This is a genomic window from Pedobacter westerhofensis (genome assembly GCF_900182595.1).
Lineage (GTDB): Bacteria > Bacteroidota > Bacteroidia > Sphingobacteriales > Sphingobacteriaceae > Pedobacter > Pedobacter westerhofensis.
On the sequence record NZ_FXTN01000010.1, the window covers coordinates 71,490 to 91,614 of the forward strand.

The following is a 20,125-nucleotide window of genomic DNA, read 5'->3' on the forward strand; positions in this document are numbered from 1 at the left end:
CATGAAGAAACACATATTAGTAATTCCCGGAGACGGAATAGGACCAGAAGTTACCACATGGGGCAAAGCAGTACTGGAGCAGATTGCATCCAGTTTTAACCACGAATTTACTTTTGATGAAGCTTTAATGGGCCACGCGGCTATTGAAGCTACAGGTAATCCGCTGCCGGATGAAACCCTGGAGAAAGCTAAGAAAAGTGACGCTATCCTTTTTGGCGCTGTAGGCCACGCTCTGTATGACAACGATCCTTCTTTGAAAGTACGTCCGGAGCAAGGGCTGTTGAAAATACGCAAAGAACTGGGTTTATATGCCAATTTGCGCCCTATCCTGTTGTTCGACGAATTACTGAATGCTTCAAGTATTAAAGCGCATATCCTTAAAGGAACAGATATCCTGTTTTTCAGGGAACTTACAGGTGATGTGTACTTCGGTGAGAAAAAACGCTCAGAAGACAGGCATACAGCTTCAGACCTGATGATCTATAACAAATATGAAGTAGAAAGAATCGCGCACAAAGCTTACGAAGCAGCAATGCAGCGTGGCAGAAAACTATGCTCGGTAGATAAAGCCAATGTGCTTGAAAGCTCACGCCTGTGGAGAGAAACTGTTCAGGAAATCTCTAAGCAATATCCTGAAGTAGAAACTACGCACATGTTTGTGGATAATGCAGCCATGCAGCTGATCAAGGATCCTAAACAATTCGACGTGGTGCTTACAGCGAACTTGTTTGGCGATATCTTAACTGATGAAGCTTCGCAGATCGCCGGTTCTATGGGTATGCTGGCTTCGGCATCTGTTGGAGACGGTACAGGTTTCTTCGAGCCTATCCACGGTTCGGCACACGACATTACAGGTAAAAACCTGGCAAACCCACTGGCTTCTATCCTATCGGTAGCGCTGATGCTGGAAATCAGCTTCGGGCTGAAAGAAGAGGCAGAACTGATTATTTCTGCAGTTGATCAGGTACTGAAAGAAGGTTTCAGGACAAACGACATTGCAGATGAGACGATCAGCCCTTACAAAGTATTGGGTACTGAAGAAATGGGTAAACTCGTCCTGAAATTTATTACACAAAAAACTTACACTAACTAGAATTTAAACTTAGCATATTATGTTACACGATCCGAATAGAGTTTATGTATTTGATACCACCCTTCGTGATGGAGAACAGGTACCAGGCTGCCAGTTGTCTACACCAGAAAAAATAGAAATTGCTAAAGCACTGGAAGCACTGGGCGTGGATGTAATTGAAGCAGGGTTTCCTATTTCAAGTCCGGGTGATTTTCAAAGCGTAGTGGAACTCTCCAAAGCAGTAAGCGAACCTGTGATCTGTGCCTTAACACGAGCAAACAAAGGAGATATCGATGCGGCAGTTGCTGCGCTGAAATATGCGAAACGCCCAAGGATACATACCGGGATCGGCGCATCTGATATGCACATCAAATATAAATTCAACAGCACCCGTGAGGACATCCTTGTCAGGGCAGTTGATGCAGTAAAATATGCCAAACAGTTTGTAGAAGACATCGAGTTTTATGCAGAAGATGCAGGCCGCGCAGACGACATCTTTCTTGCACAGATGATCGAAGCTGTGATTGCAGCCGGTGCAACGGTAGTAAATATCCCGGATACAAACGGCTATTGCCTGCCGGAACAATATGGCGCTAAAATCCTTTATTTGAAGGAAAACGTAAAAAATATAGATCAGGCAATTATTTCTGTCCACTGTCACAACGATTTGGGATTGGCTACAGCAAATACTTTGGCTGGTGTGATCAATGGTGCCAGACAGGTAGAATGTACCATCAATGGTATTGGTGAGCGCGCAGGTAATACTGCACTGGAAGAAGTAGTGATGGTATTGAAAACACACCATGCCGCCCTTAATCTGAGCACCAATATTAATTCAAAACACTTTACTAAGATCAGCTCACAGGTGAGCCGCATGATGCGTATGCCTGTACAGCCTAATAAGGCGATTGTAGGTCAGAATGCTTTTGCGCACAGTTCTGGTATCCACCAGGATGGTTTCCTTAAACACAGGGAGAATTATGAGATCATCAACCCTGAAGATGTAGGATTGGATGAGGCTGGCATTATTCTTACTGCACGCAGTGGCCGCCACGCCCTGAAACATCACCTCGAAAGATTGAGTTATGTCATCGACAAGATCAATCTTGATCAGGTATATGAGAAGTTTTTGATCATGGCCGACCAGAAAAAAGAGATCTCAGACAATGATTTGCTAGCCCTGATGAGCGATGGCGAAGAGGATACTTATAAAAACGGATATAAACTGAACTCGCTTCAGGTGGTATGCGGTGACAGTGCAAGTCCGACGGCTACCGTTAAGCTTGAGTATGAAGGTGTGGAACATGAAGCAAAAGCAGAAGGCAATGGCCCTGTTAATGCAACAATCAAAGCCATCGAAAGTGTCATCGGCAAAGATATCGTACTGAAAGAACTCACCATACAGGCGATACATGGCGGCAGTGATGACGTAAGCAAAGTAAACATGAGGGTGTCTTACGAGGACAAATCATATCTGGGATTTGGGTTCAGTACTGATATTGTAAAGGCTTCGGCAGATGCTTATCTGGATGCACTGAATAAATTCTTATAGAATGGCAAACATAGAAAAAGAGGTGGAATTGGATTTTTATGCTGCTGCTGCACGTATTGCAGATACCGTAAAGCGTACTCAGCTGGAGTACAATGAAAGCCTTTCATTAAAATATAATGCAAAGGTTTATTTAAAGAGAGAGGATCTGCAGGTAGTACGCTCATATAAGCTCCGCGGAGCCTACAATATGATCAGTACGCTTGACGCCGGGCAGCGCCAGCAGGGCGTAGTTTGTGCCAGCGCAGGCAACCACGCACAGGGTGTTGCTTACTCCTGCAAAAAACTGAATATCCAGGGCGTGATCTTTATGCCCGAAATTACACCAAGACAGAAAATCAAACAAACAGAGATGTTTGGCGGGAACAACATTAAAATTGTGCTTGTAGGCGATACTTTTGATGATTGCATGAGGGAAGCGCTGATCTATACCACCACACATCAGATGGTATTTATCCCTCCTTTTGATAATGCAAAGATCATCGAAGGACAAGGTACTGTTGGCGTAGAAATATTTGAAGACCTGCCGGATGTAGACGTAGTGATTATGCCTATAGGCGGCGGCGGACTTGCCTCTGGCGTAGGCAGCTACCTGAAACATATCAATCCGGAGATTAAACTGATTGGCGTGGAGCCCGAAGGTGCTCCCTCTATGAATCAGGCATTAAAAAATGGGAGTCCGGTAACACTGGATTATATCGACCGCTTTGTGGATGGTGCAGCTGTTAAACGCGTAGGAAACCTGACTTTTGAATACTGCAGCGAATTGCTGGACCAGATGTTGCTCATCCCTGAAGGCAAGATCTGTACAACGATCCTGAAATTATACAACGAAGATGCTATTGTGGTAGAACCCGCAGGCGCACTTGCTGTTGCAGCACTTGATCAGCTAAGAGACACGATCGAGGGCAAAACGGTAGTGTGTATCGTGAGCGGCGGAAACAATGACATTGAAAGGATGCAGGAGATCAAAGAAAAGTCTTTGCTTTTTGAAGGTCTTAAACATTATTTCATCGTTCGCTTCCCGCAGCGTCCGGGAGCACTAAAAGCATTTGTCAACGATGTACTGGGGCCAAATGATGATATTACCAGGTTTGAGTTTATCAAAAAAACCAACCGTGAAAACGGCCCTGCACTGGTAGGGATCGAATTGCAGGAAGCTTCGGATTATGCTGCGCTGAAACAGCGGATGAATGATTTTAAATTTGATATGATCGAGTTGAATAACGATCAGACACTTTTTGAATATCTAGTCTGATCAATTAAAATATAAACATCATAAAAGACCAAAGGCCCGTATCATTTGTAAATGGTACGGGCCTTTGGTCTTTTATGATGTTTATTGGGAACCTCGTTTTATTTTGAAGAAGCCATACTATCTTTAATCTTACACATTGCTCCGGATCCCATTGCATATACATATGCAGCCAGGGCTTTAACTTTACTGCTTTCCTGGTTTTTGAAGTACCAGACATCCTCCATAAATCCGGGGAAGTTCTTCGCATTCAGCTGATCAAAAGCTACTGAAATTGTTGGGGTAAGCGAGTATGCAGAATGCCATACCCCAAATGGAATATATAATGTTTCTCCCGGGCCAACGGTAAAGCTGATCGGGGTTGCATGTTTAAATTTAGGGTGCTTGTTATAATCAGGTTCAAAGATGTTTACATCAGATCTCCACTGATTTTTCTCTGTAGCATATAAAAACTCTTCCTGTCCTCTCGGGAATACAGTAAATCTCTTTTCACCATACAACTGATTGATCCAGGCACTCAGATGATAATAATCTTTATGCACGTAAGGGAATTTACCCCCGGGGCCACCTACAAAAAGCTCCAGGATGCCGCCCCAGTTGCCGCGTTTAAAGGCTTTATCTTCCAGCCAGTTTGGTTTTGCATAGTTGAGCCCCATCGGCTGCAGGAGATCCAGCATCTCCGGGATTTCATGAGTGATATCAAAAGTAAGCGGATAAGGGGCCGGATTTTCTACACTGCTGTTTTCTACCAGGTCCATCACCTCTTTCATGGTATAAGGCTTGCCCGTGGCTTTATCGTTGACGTCACTGTGTTTATTTGGGTAATGCTCACGAAACCAGTCGGGCGTTAACAAACCATTGGCCTTCCAAACTTTTGATGCATTGGTAAATATTACAGGTATACCGGGATTATGGTGTTCTTCCATAAATTCCTCATAGCTGATGTCAGACTTTCTTTGTACTTCCATATTGAACGTTAATGGATTGAAGATATAAATATTTATCAAATATTTAATGTTTGAACAGAAATTCAAATATTACGACAACTATATTGGCGTCTCACAGCTATGTTTAACGCGTTTAATATATATTATAATAAGAAATCCACAGGATTGAAAATAACATTTTATACATTTATACTTAATCTATAATAAAAATGGCAACATAATTGAGGTTGCTGTATAAAATTACAATATGAAAAAATACTTACTATTCTTACTTATTTCCTGTGCAGGGTTATCCTCATGTAAAAAGGAAGTTCTTATTCCAGGATCCTCTAACAGAACTATTTTAGCTGATATTGCTGCAAATAGCTGGGTTTTAAGCAATGACGGGCTGTATTATTCAACTGTCATTAATGTTCCTGAAAACAACGCAAATTTCAATCAGGCCGGGCACATACTTGTATCAATGTCGTTCGAAAACCCTGATATATATGAGGGATTACCCCAGGTTTATGCGGGTGACTCGTATACATTTACATCTAAGCCTGGAAGTGTAACAATTTACATAAATGATGCATATAATAAAGTAAGACCAGTTCCACCAAATGGAATTACAACTGCTAAAATCACTTTGATAGATGCAGAATTAATTGATTAAGGAAATTCAACTAAATTCAAGAAAACGACCAATGTTCGCCTGAACGTGGTCGTTTTTTTTATGCTCGCCCCTGTTCAGCTGTATCGCCCGGATAATGACACCGTTTCTTTCCAGCAGCAGCTCCTCATAAAACCCTTTGTAATACACATCCTTCACTTCATAGCGCTTACTGTTCCAGCCGCTCTTCAGCTCCACCCATTCAGGATAAAAAACAACAGATTGTTTGGTAGTCGCAAGTCCGAGTTTTACTCCGTTCTCTGCTGTAAGCACCACCGCATTACCCAAAAGCTGTGCAGTATAAATATGTTCAGGGTGATTGTAAACATATGCAGGCTCCCCTTCCTGGATCAGCTGGCCATCTTTGATCAGCAGCAACTGATTGCCAAGGAACAATCCATCCGCGGGATCATGTGATACAATGATCACAGTAACGCCGGTTTCTGCCGCTATGCGCTTAATATCGGCGCGCAACTGGTTCTTTAACAAAGCATCCACCTGGCTGAAAGGCTCATCCAGCAACAGCAGGCTGGTATCAGTAACCAGCGCACGCGCAATTGCTACGCGCTGCTGCTCTCCCCCGCTCAGTTCTGTGATCTTTTTATTGCGCAGGTGTTCGATGTGCAGGTGCTGCATCATCTTCTCTGTTTTTTCCTGTTTAGATTTTACATCCGTATTGGAAAGCACAGAAGCTATATTGTCATAAACCTTTGCATAGATATTCAAAGAGAAATCCTGCGTGACAATTTTCATCTCTTTGTGGCCGGGGATCAGTTGTTCATGGGGCCCTAAAACCCTTTTTCCATTAAATAGCACCTCTCCCTCATCTACCTGCAGCAAACCAAATATTGATTTTAATAGCGTTGACTTTCCGCTGCCGCTCTCACCGATCACGGCCACAATATGTCCCCGCTTGATTTTAAAGCTGATATTTCTGATACCTGATAATTGTTCAGTTTTATACTGTTTGCTTAAGTTATTTACGCTGATAATATTTTCGTCCACATCGTAAAGATACATTTCAACCGCAAATATTTGGTGCAAAGCAGGTAAAATGAAAGGATTTGACATAAAAAAACCTCAAAGCCTGTCTGCTTTGAGGTTGGTTTCATTTGTGTGGCTGATTAGTTCAGACCAAAGGTAACACCAAAGGCTATATTTTTTAATCCGGCCTGCGGGGCACTGTCAAACATATCGTTGAAATAATATTTTGTAAATAATCCTATGCCTCCATATCCCAGACGTACAGTACCGCCCACACGAACCGGCTGAAAATCATAATCATCCCTGAACTTCTCCTTACCGCGCTCATCACTGATCTGTTTTACTTTTCCATTCAGTAAGAAACTTACTTCGGGGCCAAACACAAAATAGAATCTTTTACCATTGTGATTTTCTTTCGAGCGCAGCTCAAAGTTTAGCGGAAAGTGTACATAGCTACTCGAAAACCTGTTCTTGCTGAAGTCAACAGGCTCTTCGATATAGCTCAGGTCTGGTGTATTCTGCTGGATCGTGATGTTATTCTTCAACCTGATCAGCGTCCAATCGAAACCGCCGGCGATATACATCTTAAAGTTAGGATTGAAGCGATAGCCGAAGTACAAAACATCAAAGGAGAATGTACTGGTTTTTGAACCTTTATAATCCAGAAATTTATTTTGCGGAGAGAGTGAAAAACTTCCGTTGTCGATCAGTCTTGAAAAACCAATGTCGATCCTGGTAAAAGTGATCCCGCCCATGAAGCGTCCCTTGTGTGCCTTTACACTTTTCACGCTGTCTTCGTGATCACCAAAGGAGAGATCCATTTTATATTTCCAGTTTTTAACATTCTTGTTGTTAACTGTATTGGTCGTTATTGTCGTGTCCTGCGCACTGGCGACCTGAGCGGTCATTCCGATCATTCCGCTGATCAGTAACATGGTTGATAAGAGCTTCTTCATCTTTGGTTTATCTGTGTTGTTTATGCTTGTGGTATTGAAATAATGACAAGTAATTTTTATTCTTTTTTGTCTGGTTATTTAATCTTTTTCTCATTGCTTATGCCTTTTAGAATTGAATCTGATGATCCCAATGTTTAAGGCAATCAGCGAAGAATTATCATCATCCGTTTTAAACTGAATGATTTTTTCATCACTCTTGTCTACCTTGTCAACCACATAGTTGATCAGATCACCCATATTCCTGATCCCTTTGTTTTCCGCCCGGTTATCATTTTCATTGATCACCTCATCGCCAGGTCCAGGCTTAACGTCATTACTTGCCAGAACAATAGGCTCAGCTGAAACAGGTAAGGGCAGCTTTTCCTGGCTTACAGCAATCTCTTTTGTATCATGACGCGCATTCAGCGCTATTGGTTGCAATGCAGCCAAATCTTTTTTTGGCTCATCCACAGCCGGGCTATCCTCAATTTGTATACCCGGAGCAATGACTTTGGGGCTCGCAGCAAGCCTTGGCACCGGTTCTGCGGATGCTGCAGGTTTTGCTTGCCTGGCAACAGCTGCAGAGGGAGATACCTGTGCTACAGCTATCCCGTCTGACAGCTGCCGCTTGGCTCCTGCAGTTTTGAACAACAACGCTGCAGACAACCCGGCCACTGCAACAGCAGCAGCCATCCAGTAAACAGGAAAAACACGTCTGGGTTTTACTGCCAGCTGTGTTTCAATGTGATCCCATAAATGCGCTGAGGGTTTGATCTCCGCCTCTTCAAACTTGTCCCTAAACAACTGGTCAAATTCGTTATCCTGTATGTGTTGCATAGTTAATGCCCTCCATTTTAATAATCTCCTCTTTTAATATTGCCCGGGCCCTTGAAAGTTGTGATTTGCTTGCACCTTCAGAAATGCCGAGCGTTGCGGCAATCTCTTTGTGTGAATAACCCTCAATGATATACATGTTAAAAACGATGCGGTAGCCGTCGGCAAGTTTCTGGATCAGTGCCAACAGGTCCTGCATGCCAAGCCTGCTGAAATCAAATCCTTCAGAAGGCTGTTCATAGCCCTCCTCGATAGGCACGATATTCAATGTGCGCAGATTTCTGCGGTAACTTTCGATTGCACAGTTCACCATCACTTTTCTCATCCAGCCTTCAAATGAGCCATCGCCCCGATATTCTTTGATTTTCTGAAAGATCCTGATATAGCCCAGCTGCAGAACATCTTCTGCTTCCATCCTGTCGCGGGCGTATCTCATGCAAACAGCAAGCAGTTTGGATGCAGTTTGCCTGTACAGCAGTTCCTGCATCTTCCTGTCGCCGGCTTTGCAGCCTTCCAGTAAATCATTTATCGTGTTTGATGGCGTCAACTTCATGATTTTTTAGTTATATATCAGATGACTGAACTATACCAAAGGTTGCACGCAGATAAAATTATTTATTTTGGTGGTAATATTAAAAGTTTATTGCTTGATTTTAAACAGCTTAAAGTCCTGTTTATAAGTTAAGAAAAATGAGCCCTGAAACTGTAATTGTTCTGTGCGGGATGTTCCCAGATCAACATGGGGCTCTACACGTACATCCAGATAGAGGTTTGGCAGCAGTTCATGCTGGTAAGCATAACGGAGCAGCAGGATACTGCGGTTACTTTCTTTATGTCCGGCATCGTACAAAGTACTGGAAACGGACTCATACAAAGGCATTCCCTTGATGGTCTGAAAATTATTTCCTTTCCAGTATGAAGCCACCAGGCTGCCCCATCTGGTATTTGCTCCGGCGTTAAACCATAACCCATAACCGCCCTGAAAAGCCTGTATTTTGGTAGGAGAAAAATCTTTGTAACCTACAATGTAGTTATCAGTAAAGATCTCCTGCACATTGCCACCAATTTCCTTATGGAGTTTTAAACCTGTTGCACCATTGCCCATCGTCAGCAACGGTACAGATTTCAAGGTATCAATTTGTCCGCCTTTGTGGTACACCAGAAATTGAAAGGGAAGACTCAATTTCCAGCCATTGCTTTGCCACAATGAACGCTCAGCAGTAAGTCCCCCAACAATTTGTTCCTTTACCGGAGAAGGTGTATAGATCTGTTTTTGCCAGGCGATCCAGGCATCCAGTTTCCATTTTTCCTTTTCAATGATCAGCTGTGTGCCATATTGGATCGGGTCTGTGATCTGGCGCTCAAAATCCCATAGCTGCTCAATATACCCATGATGAATGCCGCCTTCAAGGCTACCAAAAATCAGCGACAGGTCTTTCTTGTGATATTTTAATGCAAATAAGGGTTTGGAATCATGCACGCCGTTGTCGCCAAAATCCTTACGGATATATGCGCCCGCAATGATCGCCAGATTGGGATGTGCATAATATACCAGCTGTGGCTGAAGCTGCGTACCATATAAAGTATAGCCATCATGAAACTGATTGGAATATTCGTAATCGCGTACATAATTAAAATTGTAGAAGTTGAAATGTACTTCGCCAACGGCATTGCTGTCCGGACGTATCCTGTTTTCTATGGCGCTGCTGTTGAATTGTGCCCGACCGAACTGGTAGCCTGCGAGTATAAAGATTAAAATAAGTAAAGCTCTTTTCATATCATTATTCAATTTCTTTTTTCTTCCTGTAGTTTTTGTAAAGCTTCACCGCAATCATGAGCACCACAGCAAATATCACCAGGCCGGCCAGGCCATACAGCCAGTCGATCGCGCTTTTGAGCACAACAGTAAATACAATGGCAACCAGTAAAATCGTAGCCAGCTCATTCCACAAACGCAATTGCGTGGAACTGAGCTTAAAGATGCCTTTCTCCATGCGCTTCATGATACGCTGGCATATAAAGTGATAAACCAGCAGAAAAACGACAAAAGTAAGTTTAACGTGTAACCATGGCGCATAAAGCAATCCCGGCCGCGTAGCGATCATAGACAGCCCGGCCAGTACAGTGAGTACCATGGCCGGAACAGTGATGATATACCAGAGCTTTCGCTCCATGATCACAAATTGCTTTTGCAGGATATCACGCTCGGTATCGGGGCGGCTGTTTGCCTCGGTATGATAGATAAACAAACGGACAATGTAAAACAGCCCCGCCAACCAGCATACCACAAAAATGATATGCAGCGCAAGAATGTACAGATAATATTGTTCCATATGTTAAAAGGAGAAGCCGGACAAAATTAGTTAATTCCGACCCTTAATAACGAAACTCTTTTATCACTTCAATGGCATATTTTACATTATCAAATGGAATGTCAGGCATGATACCATGACCAAGATTAAAGATAAATCCGTTTTCGCCACGCATTCTTTCAAATAACTGCAGAATGGTTTTTTTGATCACCGCTTTGTCTGCGTAAAGGATAAAGGGATCAAGATTGCCCTGAACAGCAATTCCTGAAGGAAGGATCTGTTTGATATTGAGCAGATCAGCATTCCAGTCCACCGAGATCACATCCGGCTGTGCCGTAGCCATCATTGGTGCAAATACAGAACTGCCTTTACAGAACGAAATGACAGGGATGTCTTTTCTGTTCAGATTGGCGATAATTTCTTTGATATAACGGTGTGAAAATTCTGCATAATCATTCCATGACAAGGCCATCGCCCAGCTGTCAAAGATCTGAATTGCATTCACGCCTGCAGCAATCTGAAGGTTGAGGTAGTCAGCAGTTACTTTTGCGATTTTAGCAAGCAGTGCGTGAGCAACCTCAGGATGATTGTGCATCATTAGCTTTGTTTTTTTGAAGTCTTTGGAAGATTCTCCTTCTACCAGGTAACTCATTACGGTAAAAGGTGCCCCTGCAAAACCGATCAGCGGGATACTTCCATTTAAGCGTTGCTGGATCACTTTGATCGCGTCAGCCACATATTCCAGCTGATCCAGGCAATCCACATTCAGGTTTTCCACATCCTGCATATTACGTACAGGATTAGCGAAACGCGGGCCAACGCCTTGTGTAAAGCTCAGGTCGCCTCCCATAGCCTCAGCAGTAACCAGGATATCACAAAACAGGATTGCTGCATCAATACCCAGCAAATCCACAGGTAACATCGTTACATCAGCAGCAATTTCTGGTGTTTTGCACATTTCAAGGAAAGAATATTTGTTTTTAATTTCCCAGTACTCAGGCATAAAACGACCGGCCTGACGCATCATCCACACGGGCGGACGTTCTGTTTGCTTTGACCATGCTGCATCTAAAAATAAAGTGTTCATCTGTTGTTGTTTTGTTAAGCTGTTTGTTGAAGGCTGTTCGCCTCTTTTATAATTTTACTGATAATTTCGTTTGTCCGTTCTGTCCCTGCCAGTTCCTTTGCCTTTTCTGCATAAGCCAATGCCCTTACACCATCCTTTTTACGGAGTGCCAGATTTGCCAGATGAATCAAAATAAAGGATTTGTCGTTTTTGGAGCCCAGCGGAAAACGGCTTGCTATTTGAAAATGGTACTCAGCGGACTGGTAATCTTCATTTTTGAGCGCAATATTGCCCATCATAAATTCATAGTAGCCACGTCTGTTTCTTGCCAGTCTGTCGGGATTAGGCACCTCTTTTAAAAGCTGGTTCGCCTTTTCATAGTTGCCGTTTTTAAAATATTTTGAAGCCATTAGTATGGAGCTGCTTTTGAAATGGCTCCATAAAACAAATGCAAACATTACCCCGGCAACGGCTGCCATCTGGTTTTCATCATAAAAAAGGCATACCCCTGCTGCGATGACAAAGACTGCCATCAGGGCATACCTGCCTGCTGCGTTAAACATTAGTTATGAATATCCGTGAATTTATAACCTACGCCTCTGATAGAATGAAAGTATACCGGATTTTTCTGATCAGGTTCAAAGTATTTACGGAAAGTAAGGATAAAGTTATCGATCGTACGTGTAGAAGGATAAACGTCATAATTCCATACCGTTTCCAGGATCTGCTCTCTTGAAACCGCTTCATTTTTTCTTTCGATCAGCAGTTTAAGCAGCATTGTTTCCTTTTTGGTAAGCGGAACAATGACACCATCATCCTGTTTCAGTTCAAATGAATTGAAATAGATTGTTTTTTCGCCGATTTTGTAAGAGTTTAATTCTTTCAGGTCGTCTGATTTCATGCTGCGCTTAACCAGGATACCTACCCTAAGGATCAGTTCTTCCAGGTTGAAAGGTTTCACCAAATAATCGTCTGCACCTTTTTTCAGTCCCATTACGCGGTCTTCGCTTGTATTCTTGGCAGTCAGAAATAAGATTGGCACCTCGGTATTTTCAAGGCGTATCGTTTCACATACCTGAAAGCCATCCATTTCAGGAAGCATTACATCCAGGATGATCAGGTTAAAACGTTCTTCTTTAAAGATTTTGAGGGCGGTTTTACCATCTTTAACGGCATGGACTTTATATCCTTCCAGTTCAAGATTTAATTTTATTGCATCTAATAAATGGTCTTCATCTTCGACCAGTAAGATTCTTAATTTCTGTTGCATAATGATCAACTAAATGTGATTTCAAAAATTGTACCCTGCGGTACATTGTCTTTAACACTGATGTCTGCATCGTGTCTCTGCAAAACCTCTTTCACAATAAACAGGCCTAATCCTGTTCCTTTCGCCTTCCTCGTATTTTCTTCACCTACACGGTAAAACTTATCAAATATGAGCATTTTTTCCGCATCCGGAATACCGGGCCCTGTGTCAGACACCCTTAAAAAAGGATGGCCGTTCTGCATCTCCAGCTCCACATTCACTTCAGCGCAGGGGCCGGAATATTTCACTGCATTCTCCACCAGGTTAGTTACTACCGAGGATAAGGTAAACGGATCGCCCGTGATCTTCACCTTTGGCTGGATCGTAGGGTTGATGATCTGTTCACATCCGCAGGAATGAACCTGCAGGCGGTCTGTGATCTTGCTCACCAGTTCTGAGAAGTCAAACTCTTCCTGAGGGAAAGAATAAGAGCGGTTCTCGATCTTGGTAGCCAGCAGCATATTTTCTACCAGGTCATCCAGGCGTTCAATGTCTTTTAATGAATTACTCAACAGGGAAGTCTGACGTGCCTTGTCCAGATCACGCTTCACAATCGTCTGTAATGATAATTTGATGGCAGCTAAGGGCGACTTCAGTTCATGTGTAACAGATAAAAGGAAGTTTTGTTGTTGTTCACGCAACTTATCCTCTTTTTTGATCGATTGGTGCAGGAAAAATGCGCCTACACAAAGCAAAAATAAAAAGACAGAGCCCTCTCCCATAACCATAGCCATTCTGGAGGGCTGGAGTTTAACAACGAGTGTTCCCCAGGAGATGAGCTGTACCAGTGAGTACAGCAACATGAAATAGAATATGATGATCGATTTCTTCAAAGCTTTGCTTAAACTGTTTAAATATAGTGTTAATTTACTTATTCCTAAAAACAATATCCAGGGCTTCCAGAATCGCCCTTTTGGCTTTCTCCAGTTCAATCTTGCTGTGTGCCGCAGATACAAAACCTACCTCATATCCTGACGGGCCCAGGTAAATACCCCTGTTGAGCAGTTCGCGGTGCATCACCTTAAATTTCTCCATGCTTGCCGGATCAATATCATCTGCACACTGGATCTTATCTTTATCTGTAAAAGCAAACCAGAAGATAGAGCCGATGTTAAACACCTTAAACTTGTAACTCCTTGCGGTAGCAAAACGCTGTATGCTGTCCACAAATTCTGCAGCTTTATTGTTCAGTTCCTTATAAAAACCAGAACGCAGCAACTCCGTCAACTGCGCAATACCGGCAGCCATGGCCACTGGATTACCGGATAATGTACCTGCCTGGTAAACTCCGCCATCGGGAGAAATATGCCCCATAATCTCAGCAGAAGCACCATACATACCTACGGGTAAACCGCCGCCCAGGATCTTTCCGTAAGTTACGATATCAGGTTTTGCACCGTAATATCCTGCTGCACCTTCAAATCCTAAACGGAAACCAGTGATCACCTCATCAAAGATCAGCAGGGTACCATTGTCTTTACAGATCTGCTGCAGGAAGTTGATGTATTCGGCATCCTGGATCAGCAATCCATTGTTGGCAGGAACACCTTCAATGATCACTGCAGCAATCTGATCCTTGAATTGTGCAAATGCCTGTGTTAAAGCTTCACGGTCGTTCAAAGGAACAACAACTGTTTCCTCGGCGAAAGATTTTGGTACGCCCAGCGAAGAGGTTTCGCCAAAAGTAACCAGGCCCGAACCGGCTTTCACCAGCAGGGAGTCACTGTGGCCATGGTAACAGCCTTCAAATTTCAGGATCTTATCGCGGCTGGTATATCCCCTTGCCAAACGGATAGCAGACATCACCGCCTCTGTACCTGAACTGGTAAAGCGGATTTTCTCTACATGTTTATTATTTTTGATAATGATTTCGGCAAGTTCATTTTCCAACGCTGTAGGGGCGCCGAAACTCATACCGTTCTGCATTACTTCAGTAACTTTTTCTCTTACTTTCTGCGGGTTATGTCCCAGGATCAGCGGGCCCCAGCTGCCACAGAAATCGATAAACTGGTTTCCATCGGCATCCCATACAAAACAGCCGTCACCTTTCTGAATAAACAGCGGTGTTCCATATACCGATTTAAAAGCCCTCACCGGCGAATTTACGCCGCCGGGGAAGTATGTTTTAGCCTTTTCATAAAGCTCTGCTGATTTTTCCCTTGAGATATCCGGCTTGCTTCCCGGGTTAGCCGGCAGGTCTTCTTCATTACCAGAAAACATTTTTTTTAATGACTCTAACATATTATATCCAGTTGTTTTCTACCATATCCCTGATATGATAGGTTGTGATAATACTTGCGCCTGCACGTGCAAAGGCATACATTGTTTCCATGACTACTTTTTGCTCATCAATCCAGCCTCTTTCTGCTGCGGCTTTTACCATCGCATATTCACCGGATACATTGTAACAGGCAATTGGCAGGTTGGCATGCTGTTTCAGGTTGTGCATAATATCAAGGTAAGCCAGGGCAGGTTTTACCATCAGCACATCCGCACCCTGGTTTTCATCCAGCAAGGCTTCTCTGAGTGCCTCATTTGGGTTTCTGAAATCCATCTGGTAAGCTTTTCTGTCGCCCTTGCTCGGTGCACAGTCTGCCGCCTCACGGAAAGGGCCATAATAAGCAGATGCAAATTTGGTGGCGTGCGACATGATCGCGGTATTTACATATTTATTCTGATCCAGTAATTCCCTGATCGCGCCAATGCGGCCATCCATCATATCTGAGGGTGCCAGCATATCTGCTCCGGCTTCTGCATGTGTAAGGCCCATTTTGGCAATCAGCTCAACAGTTTCATCGTTCTGCACGTAATCATCTTTCATGATACCACAGTGGCCGTGGGTGGTATAAGAACAAACACATACATCAGTAACAACGTATAAGTCTTCACCGAATTGCTTCTTCAATTCGCGAACGGCAGAAGGAACGATAGAATGGTCATGGTACGCACTTCGTGCATCTTCAGTTTTTTCATCTCCCACACCAAACAGCATGATTTTATTTACCCCCAGCTTCAGGCCTTTCTCTACATCAGTGATCAACGTATCCTGCGAAAAATGATTTACGCCGGGCATAGAATCAATCGCATGTGTTACTCCCGTTCCCGGGACAACAAAGTACGGATACATAAACATGTCTTTAGACAGCCTTGTCTCGGCCATCATTTCTCTTACCACTGGGTTCTTTCTTAATCTACGCGGACGGTGCAACATAATCAACCTCTCTTTTGTTATTATTTTATATCAATTCCGAAGACAGCTTCGGCAAGACCAATTTCATCAGGAGAATATGGAAGCGTGTACTGAACCCCCATTTCATCAAATTTCTTTCCTGTAGAATTCCCGATCGCAATTACTTTTTGGCCCGGTTCCAGCAGATTATCTACAAAGTAGGCCTCTACATTAGACGGACTGGTAAAGATCAGGATATCGGCATGCGTCTGATCGATATCTTCTTCAATTACAGTTTCATAAATGGGCAGGTCCACAACTTTAGTGTCTGCCGTTAACGATTTCTGGATCGTTAGCAGTGAGTCCTGTGCGCGCGGGAAAAGAACAGTTGCCCCCTTCACCATCGGCGCAAACTCTTCCGCTACTTCAGTAATGTCGCCCGTTTCGCCAACAAAATCAGCCAGGTGGCCAAACTTACGCAAGGCATCTTCAGATCCTCTGCCTACCACACCAAACTTCACGTGTTTTGGTAAGGCAGGTTTCAGGTGAAAGAAATACTCCACTCCGTTACGGCTGCTGAAGAATATCCAGTCGATATGCTTAAGGTAAAACGGATCCAGCACATTTACAATCGGAAATGTACGGATCAGTGATCTTCCTTCAATTTCAATATTATTTTTTTCCAGGGCTCTTCTGAAATAGCTGTGTTCACCGATTTCGCGGGAGATAAACACTTTGGAAGGAAGTTTCCTGCCTGCATCAAATTTGGCGACAATCTTTTCCGGGAGTCCCTCCAGGCTATCTACCCTTAAGAATACACGGTCAGGAAAATCATCTCCTGAATCTGCTTTGGAAGTCCAGATTTCATACTGGTCATCTTCCTTTCTGCAGTAGCATCCCAAAGGCATATGGCAACCGCCTTCAAATAGGTTCAGCACCTTACGTTCTACCGCAATCGAAGCCGCAACATCAGCATCATTGATCTTCTGCAACACGTCGAACAGTTCCTGATCATTTTCCCTGATCTGAATTGCCAGCACACCTTGTGCAGGTGCAGGAACAAGTTCAGTAGGGTCTATCACCTCCATATGAAATTCACTCAGGTCCAGTTCTAAGCGGGCTACTCCGGCTTTTGCGATCATGATCGCATCGTAGTTCTCATCTCTCAGTTTCTGGATACGCGTATTGATATTTCCACGAAGATCTTCAATATTCAGGTCTGTGCGCATGGCCAGCAACTGGGCTTTGCGCCTGTTGGATGAAGTACCTACCTGGGCACCCGTTTTTAAAGAAAGCTTTTGGGTAACGTCTACACAGTCTTTTAAAATCAGTAACAGTTCAGAAGGATCTTCGCGTTCAGATACTGCGGCAATGATTAAACCGGCAGGGTGAGTTGTAGGGAGGTCTTTGTGTGAGTGGACAGCAATATCGATTGTCCCGTTCAGCAGCCCTTCTTCCAGCTCCTTGGTAAAAAAGCCTTTTCCTTCGAGCTTATCCAGCCTCAGGTTAAGGATTTTATCGCCTTGTGTTTTAATGATCTTCAGTTCAGATTCAACGCCGATTTCAGCTAGTTTGTCTTTTGTGAAATTTGCCTGCCATAATGCCAGGTCGCTCCCCCTGGTGCCGATAATGAGTTTTTTCATCAAGGTATTTGTAGTTTTAACGGTGATGAAGCTTGTAAAAGCCTGCTAGTTGATATGTTTATGCGATTAGCCAATGTAAGTATCTTGTATTAATATTTGCGCAAAATTAACCTAAAAGATTAACAGTGCTAAATAATAAACAAATAATGTATTTACAGTGACTAAGCTGCCGGAATCTAGCTGTTGTTTACCAGGATTTCCTTGGCCATAACCATAGGAACACTGATATACTTCTTTTCCATGTAGTCCATTACACGTTCCAGCACAAGTCTGGAGTTTTCATCAAGTGTATTGATTTCTTCAGCAAAAACGATATCAAGTGCTTTGCTTTTGATTGCTTTTATCTTTTGTGGAACCTCGCTCATGGCGATCTCAATTTTGCGCTGGCGCAGATCAAGATCAAATTCCTTGATGTTCTGATCGATGATCTGTTCTGCACTGATCAGTTCGTCATAGCGTTCCTGGATGTTCTTACGGGCAATCTCTTTTAAAGATTCTACCTCGATATAATGAACAGGGAAGTTTTTGATCACAGATGGCGCCACATCGTTTGGTATGGCAAGGTCAACAATCACCTTTTTACCGGTATCGCCGTTGAGCAGTTTGCGATAGATCTCTTCAGTGATTATAGGCTCAGTAGCACTTGTACAGGTAATGATCACATCAAAACCCTGTGTAAAGTTCTCCAGTTCAGAAAGCGGGTAAGCCGTTCCGTTCAGATCTTTGGCAAGGCTCTCTGCATTTTCCACTGTTCTGTTGAAGATAGAAAAGTTAGAGTATTTATGTTTTTTAAGATATTGAGCAAGATTTTTATTGGTCTCTCCTGCCCCGATGATCAGCAGCCTTGAGTTGGCAGTAATGGTGAGGTCGCGCAGTTTACGGTAAGCCAGTGAAACTACAGAAACAGGGTTTTTAGAGATATTGGTATGGGTATACACTTCTTTGGCTGTTTTCACAACACGGTTCATGATCATCCGCATATAGTCTGCAGTAAATCCTGAAACGCGGCAGGCTTCATAAGCCCTGCGCACCTGGGCAAGGATTTCTTTTTCACCTACCACAAGGCTTTCCAGTGAGCATGAAGTACGCAGCAAATGGTTAAAAGCTTCTACCTGTTCATATACGGAAACGTTCTCAATGAATTTATCCATGTACTCTTCCGGCAGGCCCATATTGAGCACGGTAAGGAAGCGTAAAATGAATTCACGGTCAAGCTCGCGGCTGGTAGTGAAAACAAACTCTACACGATTACAGGTACCAATGTAAAAGACTTCTTTAACATCCAGTTCCTTTTGAATATTCTTTAGTCTGTCATCCAGTGTCTGCTCGCATATTACCAGTTTGCCTAAAGATTTCAGGTCAATCTGTTTATGTGTGAAAGCAAGTATCTTTAAATATTCCAAGGTGTGCTCGAGTTATTTTTTTAGTGCGAACAAAAGTAACAAGACGACCAGTATGGTCTGTCATTATGCTGTAATTAAGACTAATTTAGAAAGATTTTAAATTGAGCAAAATATACACTAAACAAGGAGCGTTTATGTTTGTTACAAGTATAATATTCACAGAAGCAGAGATGATAAAAAGAGAGCAATTTATTTTGTCGGGCGCTAATGACAAGACTATCAGCGGAGATGTTACATATGATGAAACGCATACCAGTCAACCCAGCATTATCTTCGTTCACGGGATTAAGGGCTTCAAAGACTGGGGCACACATAACCTTGTAGCAGAAGCATTTGCAAAGGAAGGATACAGATATGTGAAGTTCAATCTCAGTCATAGCGGGGTGACGCAGCAGGTGCCGGATGAGGTAACCGACCTCGAAGCATTTGCAGCTGCCACAATAAGTATGGACCTCGGGGACCTGGATACAGCAATCAATTATGTGGCACACACTTACCCGCTTGAACCGGTTTATCTGATCGGCCACAGCAGGGGCGGCGGACTGGCGATCCTCAAAGGAGCGGGCGACGAACGTATCAAAAAAATAGTTACCTGGTCTGCGATTGCAGATTTCAGCTCCTTATGGAAAAAAGAGCAGGAAGAAGAATGGCTGGAAAATGGGCGTATCTATGTAGAAAATGCAAGGACTAAAGAAAAGATGCCTTTGAACAGTACTTTACTGGAAGATTATAAGGCACATAAAGCCGAATTTGATATTCTTGAAGCAGCGGCGGCTATTCAAATTCCATGGTTAATTCTTCATGGTGACGACGATATCAATGTGCCCTTCAGCGTTGCGCAGCAACTAGCGCAGGTACAGGTGAAGGCCAGGCTGCAGAAGATCCAGGGCGCAAATCACGTATACGGATCTTCTCATCCCTATACGGCAACAAGCCTCCCTCCCCAGTTGCAGGAAGTGGTAGAAAAAACACTGGCATTTTTTAAGGGAGAATAA

General features: G+C 43.3%; 20 protein-coding genes. 5 read left to right on the plus strand and 15 right to left on the minus strand.

The genetic code is table 11. From position 1 onward, the window contains the following. Position 1: 1 nt before the first annotated feature. Genes leuB through ilvA form a run of 3 tightly spaced genes read left to right on the plus strand, consistent with a single transcriptional unit; the run spans position 2 to position 3,879 of the window. Positions 2 to 1,093 (plus strand): 3-isopropylmalate dehydrogenase, encoded by a 1,092-nt coding sequence (gene leuB, locus FN831_RS19100; protein WP_142529798.1) that lies wholly within the window; start codon positions 2 to 4, stop codon positions 1,091 to 1,093. Positions 1,094 to 1,112: 19 nt separating this feature from the next. After that, complete coding sequence (locus tag FN831_RS19105) at positions 1,113 to 2,624, plus strand: 2-isopropylmalate synthase (RefSeq protein ID WP_142529799.1); 1,512 nt, start codon at positions 1,113 to 1,115, stop codon at positions 2,622 to 2,624. Position 2,625: 1 nt separating this feature from the next. Beyond that, the gene (gene ilvA, locus FN831_RS19110; RefSeq protein WP_142529800.1) at positions 2,626 to 3,879 is read left to right on the plus strand and encodes a threonine ammonia-lyase IlvA; all 1,254 of its coding nucleotides are present in this window, start codon (positions 2,626 to 2,628) and stop codon (positions 3,877 to 3,879) included. Between the two features lie 98 nt (positions 3,880 to 3,977). On the opposite strand, the gene FN831_RS19115 is transcribed toward ilvA, so the two are convergent. After that, positions 3,978 to 4,844, minus strand: a complete 867-nt coding sequence (locus FN831_RS19115; RefSeq protein ID WP_142529801.1) for a cupin-like domain-containing protein — start codon at positions 4,842 to 4,844, stop codon at positions 3,978 to 3,980. A gap of 226 nt (positions 4,845 to 5,070) precedes the next feature. Between FN831_RS19115 and FN831_RS19120 the strand changes: the two genes are divergently transcribed. Then, a complete protein-coding gene (locus FN831_RS19120; protein WP_142529802.1) occupies positions 5,071 to 5,478 on the plus strand; it encodes a hypothetical protein in 408 nt (135 codons plus the stop codon). Positions 5,479 to 5,484: 6 nt separating this feature from the next. Here the strand turns inward: FN831_RS19120 and FN831_RS19125 are convergent, their stop codons facing one another. From FN831_RS19125 to hemA, 14 genes are all read right to left on the minus strand, one after another. After that, the gene (locus tag FN831_RS19125; RefSeq protein ID WP_246101627.1) at positions 5,485 to 6,546 is read right to left on the minus strand and encodes an ABC transporter ATP-binding protein; all 1,062 of its coding nucleotides are present in this window, start codon (positions 6,544 to 6,546) and stop codon (positions 5,485 to 5,487) included. A 53-nt stretch (positions 6,547 to 6,599) separates the two neighbouring features. Next, on the minus strand, positions 6,600 to 7,415 hold the full coding sequence (locus tag FN831_RS19130; protein ID WP_142529803.1) for an outer membrane beta-barrel protein: 816 nt from the start codon (positions 7,413 to 7,415) through the stop codon (positions 6,600 to 6,602). A 90-nt stretch (positions 7,416 to 7,505) separates the two neighbouring features. Beyond that, entirely contained in the window at positions 7,506 to 8,231 is a 726-nt protein-coding gene (locus FN831_RS19135; protein WP_142529804.1) for a hypothetical protein, read from the minus strand. Further along, positions 8,212 to 8,781, minus strand: a complete 570-nt coding sequence (locus tag FN831_RS19140; RefSeq protein WP_142529805.1) for an RNA polymerase sigma factor — start codon at positions 8,779 to 8,781, stop codon at positions 8,212 to 8,214. Before FN831_RS19140 ends, FN831_RS19135 begins: the two co-directional genes overlap by 20 nt. An 87-nt stretch (positions 8,782 to 8,868) precedes the next feature. Further along, positions 8,869 to 10,005, minus strand: coding sequence for a hypothetical protein (locus FN831_RS19145; protein WP_142529806.1), 1,137 nt, complete (start codon positions 10,003 to 10,005; stop codon positions 8,869 to 8,871). 4 nt (positions 10,006 to 10,009) lie between these two features. After that, on the minus strand, positions 10,010 to 10,561 hold the full coding sequence (gene hemJ, locus FN831_RS19150; RefSeq protein WP_142529807.1) for a protoporphyrinogen oxidase HemJ: 552 nt from the start codon (positions 10,559 to 10,561) through the stop codon (positions 10,010 to 10,012). Positions 10,562 to 10,604: 43 nt separating this feature from the next. Then, positions 10,605 to 11,627 carry a uroporphyrinogen decarboxylase gene (hemE, locus tag FN831_RS19155; protein ID WP_142529808.1) on the minus strand — a complete coding sequence of 341 codons (1,023 nt, stop codon included), beginning with the start codon at positions 11,625 to 11,627 and terminating at the stop codon, positions 10,605 to 10,607. Positions 11,628 to 11,641: 14 nt separating this feature from the next. Continuing rightward, positions 11,642 to 12,169, minus strand: a complete 528-nt coding sequence (locus FN831_RS19160; RefSeq protein WP_142529809.1) for a hypothetical protein — start codon at positions 12,167 to 12,169, stop codon at positions 11,642 to 11,644. Continuing rightward, positions 12,169 to 12,876 (minus strand): response regulator transcription factor, encoded by a 708-nt coding sequence (locus FN831_RS19165; protein WP_041887337.1) that lies wholly within the window; start codon positions 12,874 to 12,876, stop codon positions 12,169 to 12,171. The genes FN831_RS19160 and FN831_RS19165 overlap by 1 nt, the downstream gene beginning before the upstream one ends. Positions 12,877 to 12,881: 5 nt before the next feature. Continuing rightward, positions 12,882 to 13,748, minus strand: coding sequence for a sensor histidine kinase (locus tag FN831_RS19170; RefSeq protein ID WP_142529810.1), 867 nt, complete (start codon positions 13,746 to 13,748; stop codon positions 12,882 to 12,884). A 34-nt stretch (positions 13,749 to 13,782) separates the two neighbouring features. Continuing rightward, positions 13,783 to 15,156, minus strand: coding sequence for a glutamate-1-semialdehyde 2,1-aminomutase (hemL, locus tag FN831_RS19175; protein WP_142529811.1), 1,374 nt, complete (start codon positions 15,154 to 15,156; stop codon positions 13,783 to 13,785). Between the two features lies 1 nt (position 15,157). Then, the gene (gene hemB / locus FN831_RS19180; RefSeq protein ID WP_142529812.1) at positions 15,158 to 16,126 is read right to left on the minus strand and encodes a porphobilinogen synthase; all 969 of its coding nucleotides are present in this window, start codon (positions 16,124 to 16,126) and stop codon (positions 15,158 to 15,160) included. A 20-nt stretch (positions 16,127 to 16,146) separates the two neighbouring features. Beyond that, complete coding sequence (gene hemC, locus FN831_RS19185; protein WP_185960542.1) at positions 16,147 to 17,727, minus strand: hydroxymethylbilane synthase; 1,581 nt, start codon at positions 17,725 to 17,727, stop codon at positions 16,147 to 16,149. Between the two features lie 176 nt (positions 17,728 to 17,903). Continuing rightward, on the minus strand, positions 17,904 to 19,130 hold the full coding sequence (gene hemA / locus FN831_RS19190; protein ID WP_142529814.1) for a glutamyl-tRNA reductase: 1,227 nt from the start codon (positions 19,128 to 19,130) through the stop codon (positions 17,904 to 17,906). Positions 19,131 to 19,300: 170 nt separating this feature from the next. Between hemA and FN831_RS19195 the strand changes: the two genes are divergently transcribed. Continuing rightward, positions 19,301 to 20,125 (plus strand): alpha/beta hydrolase family protein, encoded by an 825-nt coding sequence (locus tag FN831_RS19195; RefSeq protein ID WP_142529815.1) that lies wholly within the window; start codon positions 19,301 to 19,303, stop codon positions 20,123 to 20,125.

What these genes read in the sequence shown, in the direction of transcription:
- leuB (WP_142529798.1), top strand. Translation starts at nt 2, where the DNA reads ATGAAGAAACACATATTAGTAATTCCCGGAGACGGAATAGGACCAGAA.
- FN831_RS19105 (WP_142529799.1), top strand. Translation starts at nt 1,113, where the DNA reads ATGTTACACGATCCGAATAGAGTTTATGTATTTGATACCACCCTTCGT.
- ilvA (WP_142529800.1), top strand. Translation starts at nt 2,626, where the DNA reads ATGGCAAACATAGAAAAAGAGGTGGAATTGGATTTTTATGCTGCTGCT.
- FN831_RS19115 (WP_142529801.1), bottom strand. Translation starts at nt 4,844, where the DNA reads ATGGAAGTACAAAGAAAGTCTGACATCAGCTATGAGGAATTTATGGAA.
- FN831_RS19120 (WP_142529802.1), top strand. Translation starts at nt 5,071, where the DNA reads ATGAAAAAATACTTACTATTCTTACTTATTTCCTGTGCAGGGTTATCC.
- FN831_RS19125 (WP_246101627.1), bottom strand. Translation starts at nt 6,546, where the DNA reads ATGTCAAATCCTTTCATTTTACCTGCTTTGCACCAAATATTTGCGGTT.
- FN831_RS19130 (WP_142529803.1), bottom strand. Translation starts at nt 7,415, where the DNA reads ATGAAGAAGCTCTTATCAACCATGTTACTGATCAGCGGAATGATCGGA.
- FN831_RS19135 (WP_142529804.1), bottom strand. Translation starts at nt 8,231, where the DNA reads ATGCAACACATACAGGATAACGAATTTGACCAGTTGTTTAGGGACAAG.
- FN831_RS19140 (WP_142529805.1), bottom strand. Translation starts at nt 8,781, where the DNA reads ATGAAGTTGACGCCATCAAACACGATAAATGATTTACTGGAAGGCTGC.
- FN831_RS19145 (WP_142529806.1), bottom strand. Translation starts at nt 10,005, where the DNA reads ATGAAAAGAGCTTTACTTATTTTAATCTTTATACTCGCAGGCTACCAG.
- hemJ (WP_142529807.1), bottom strand. Translation starts at nt 10,561, where the DNA reads ATGGAACAATATTATCTGTACATTCTTGCGCTGCATATCATTTTTGTG.
- hemE (WP_142529808.1), bottom strand. Translation starts at nt 11,627, where the DNA reads ATGAACACTTTATTTTTAGATGCAGCATGGTCAAAGCAAACAGAACGT.
- FN831_RS19160 (WP_142529809.1), bottom strand. Translation starts at nt 12,169, where the DNA reads ATGTTTAACGCAGCAGGCAGGTATGCCCTGATGGCAGTCTTTGTCATC.
- FN831_RS19165 (WP_041887337.1), bottom strand. Translation starts at nt 12,876, where the DNA reads ATGCAACAGAAATTAAGAATCTTACTGGTCGAAGATGAAGACCATTTA.
- hemL (WP_142529811.1), bottom strand. Translation starts at nt 15,156, where the DNA reads ATGTTAGAGTCATTAAAAAAAATGTTTTCTGGTAATGAAGAAGACCTG.
- hemB (WP_142529812.1), bottom strand. Translation starts at nt 16,126, where the DNA reads ATGTTGCACCGTCCGCGTAGATTAAGAAAGAACCCAGTGGTAAGAGAA.
- hemC (WP_185960542.1), bottom strand. Translation starts at nt 17,727, where the DNA reads ATGAAAAAACTCATTATCGGCACCAGGGGGAGCGACCTGGCATTATGG.
- FN831_RS19195 (WP_142529815.1), top strand. Translation starts at nt 19,301, where the DNA reads ATGATAAAAAGAGAGCAATTTATTTTGTCGGGCGCTAATGACAAGACT.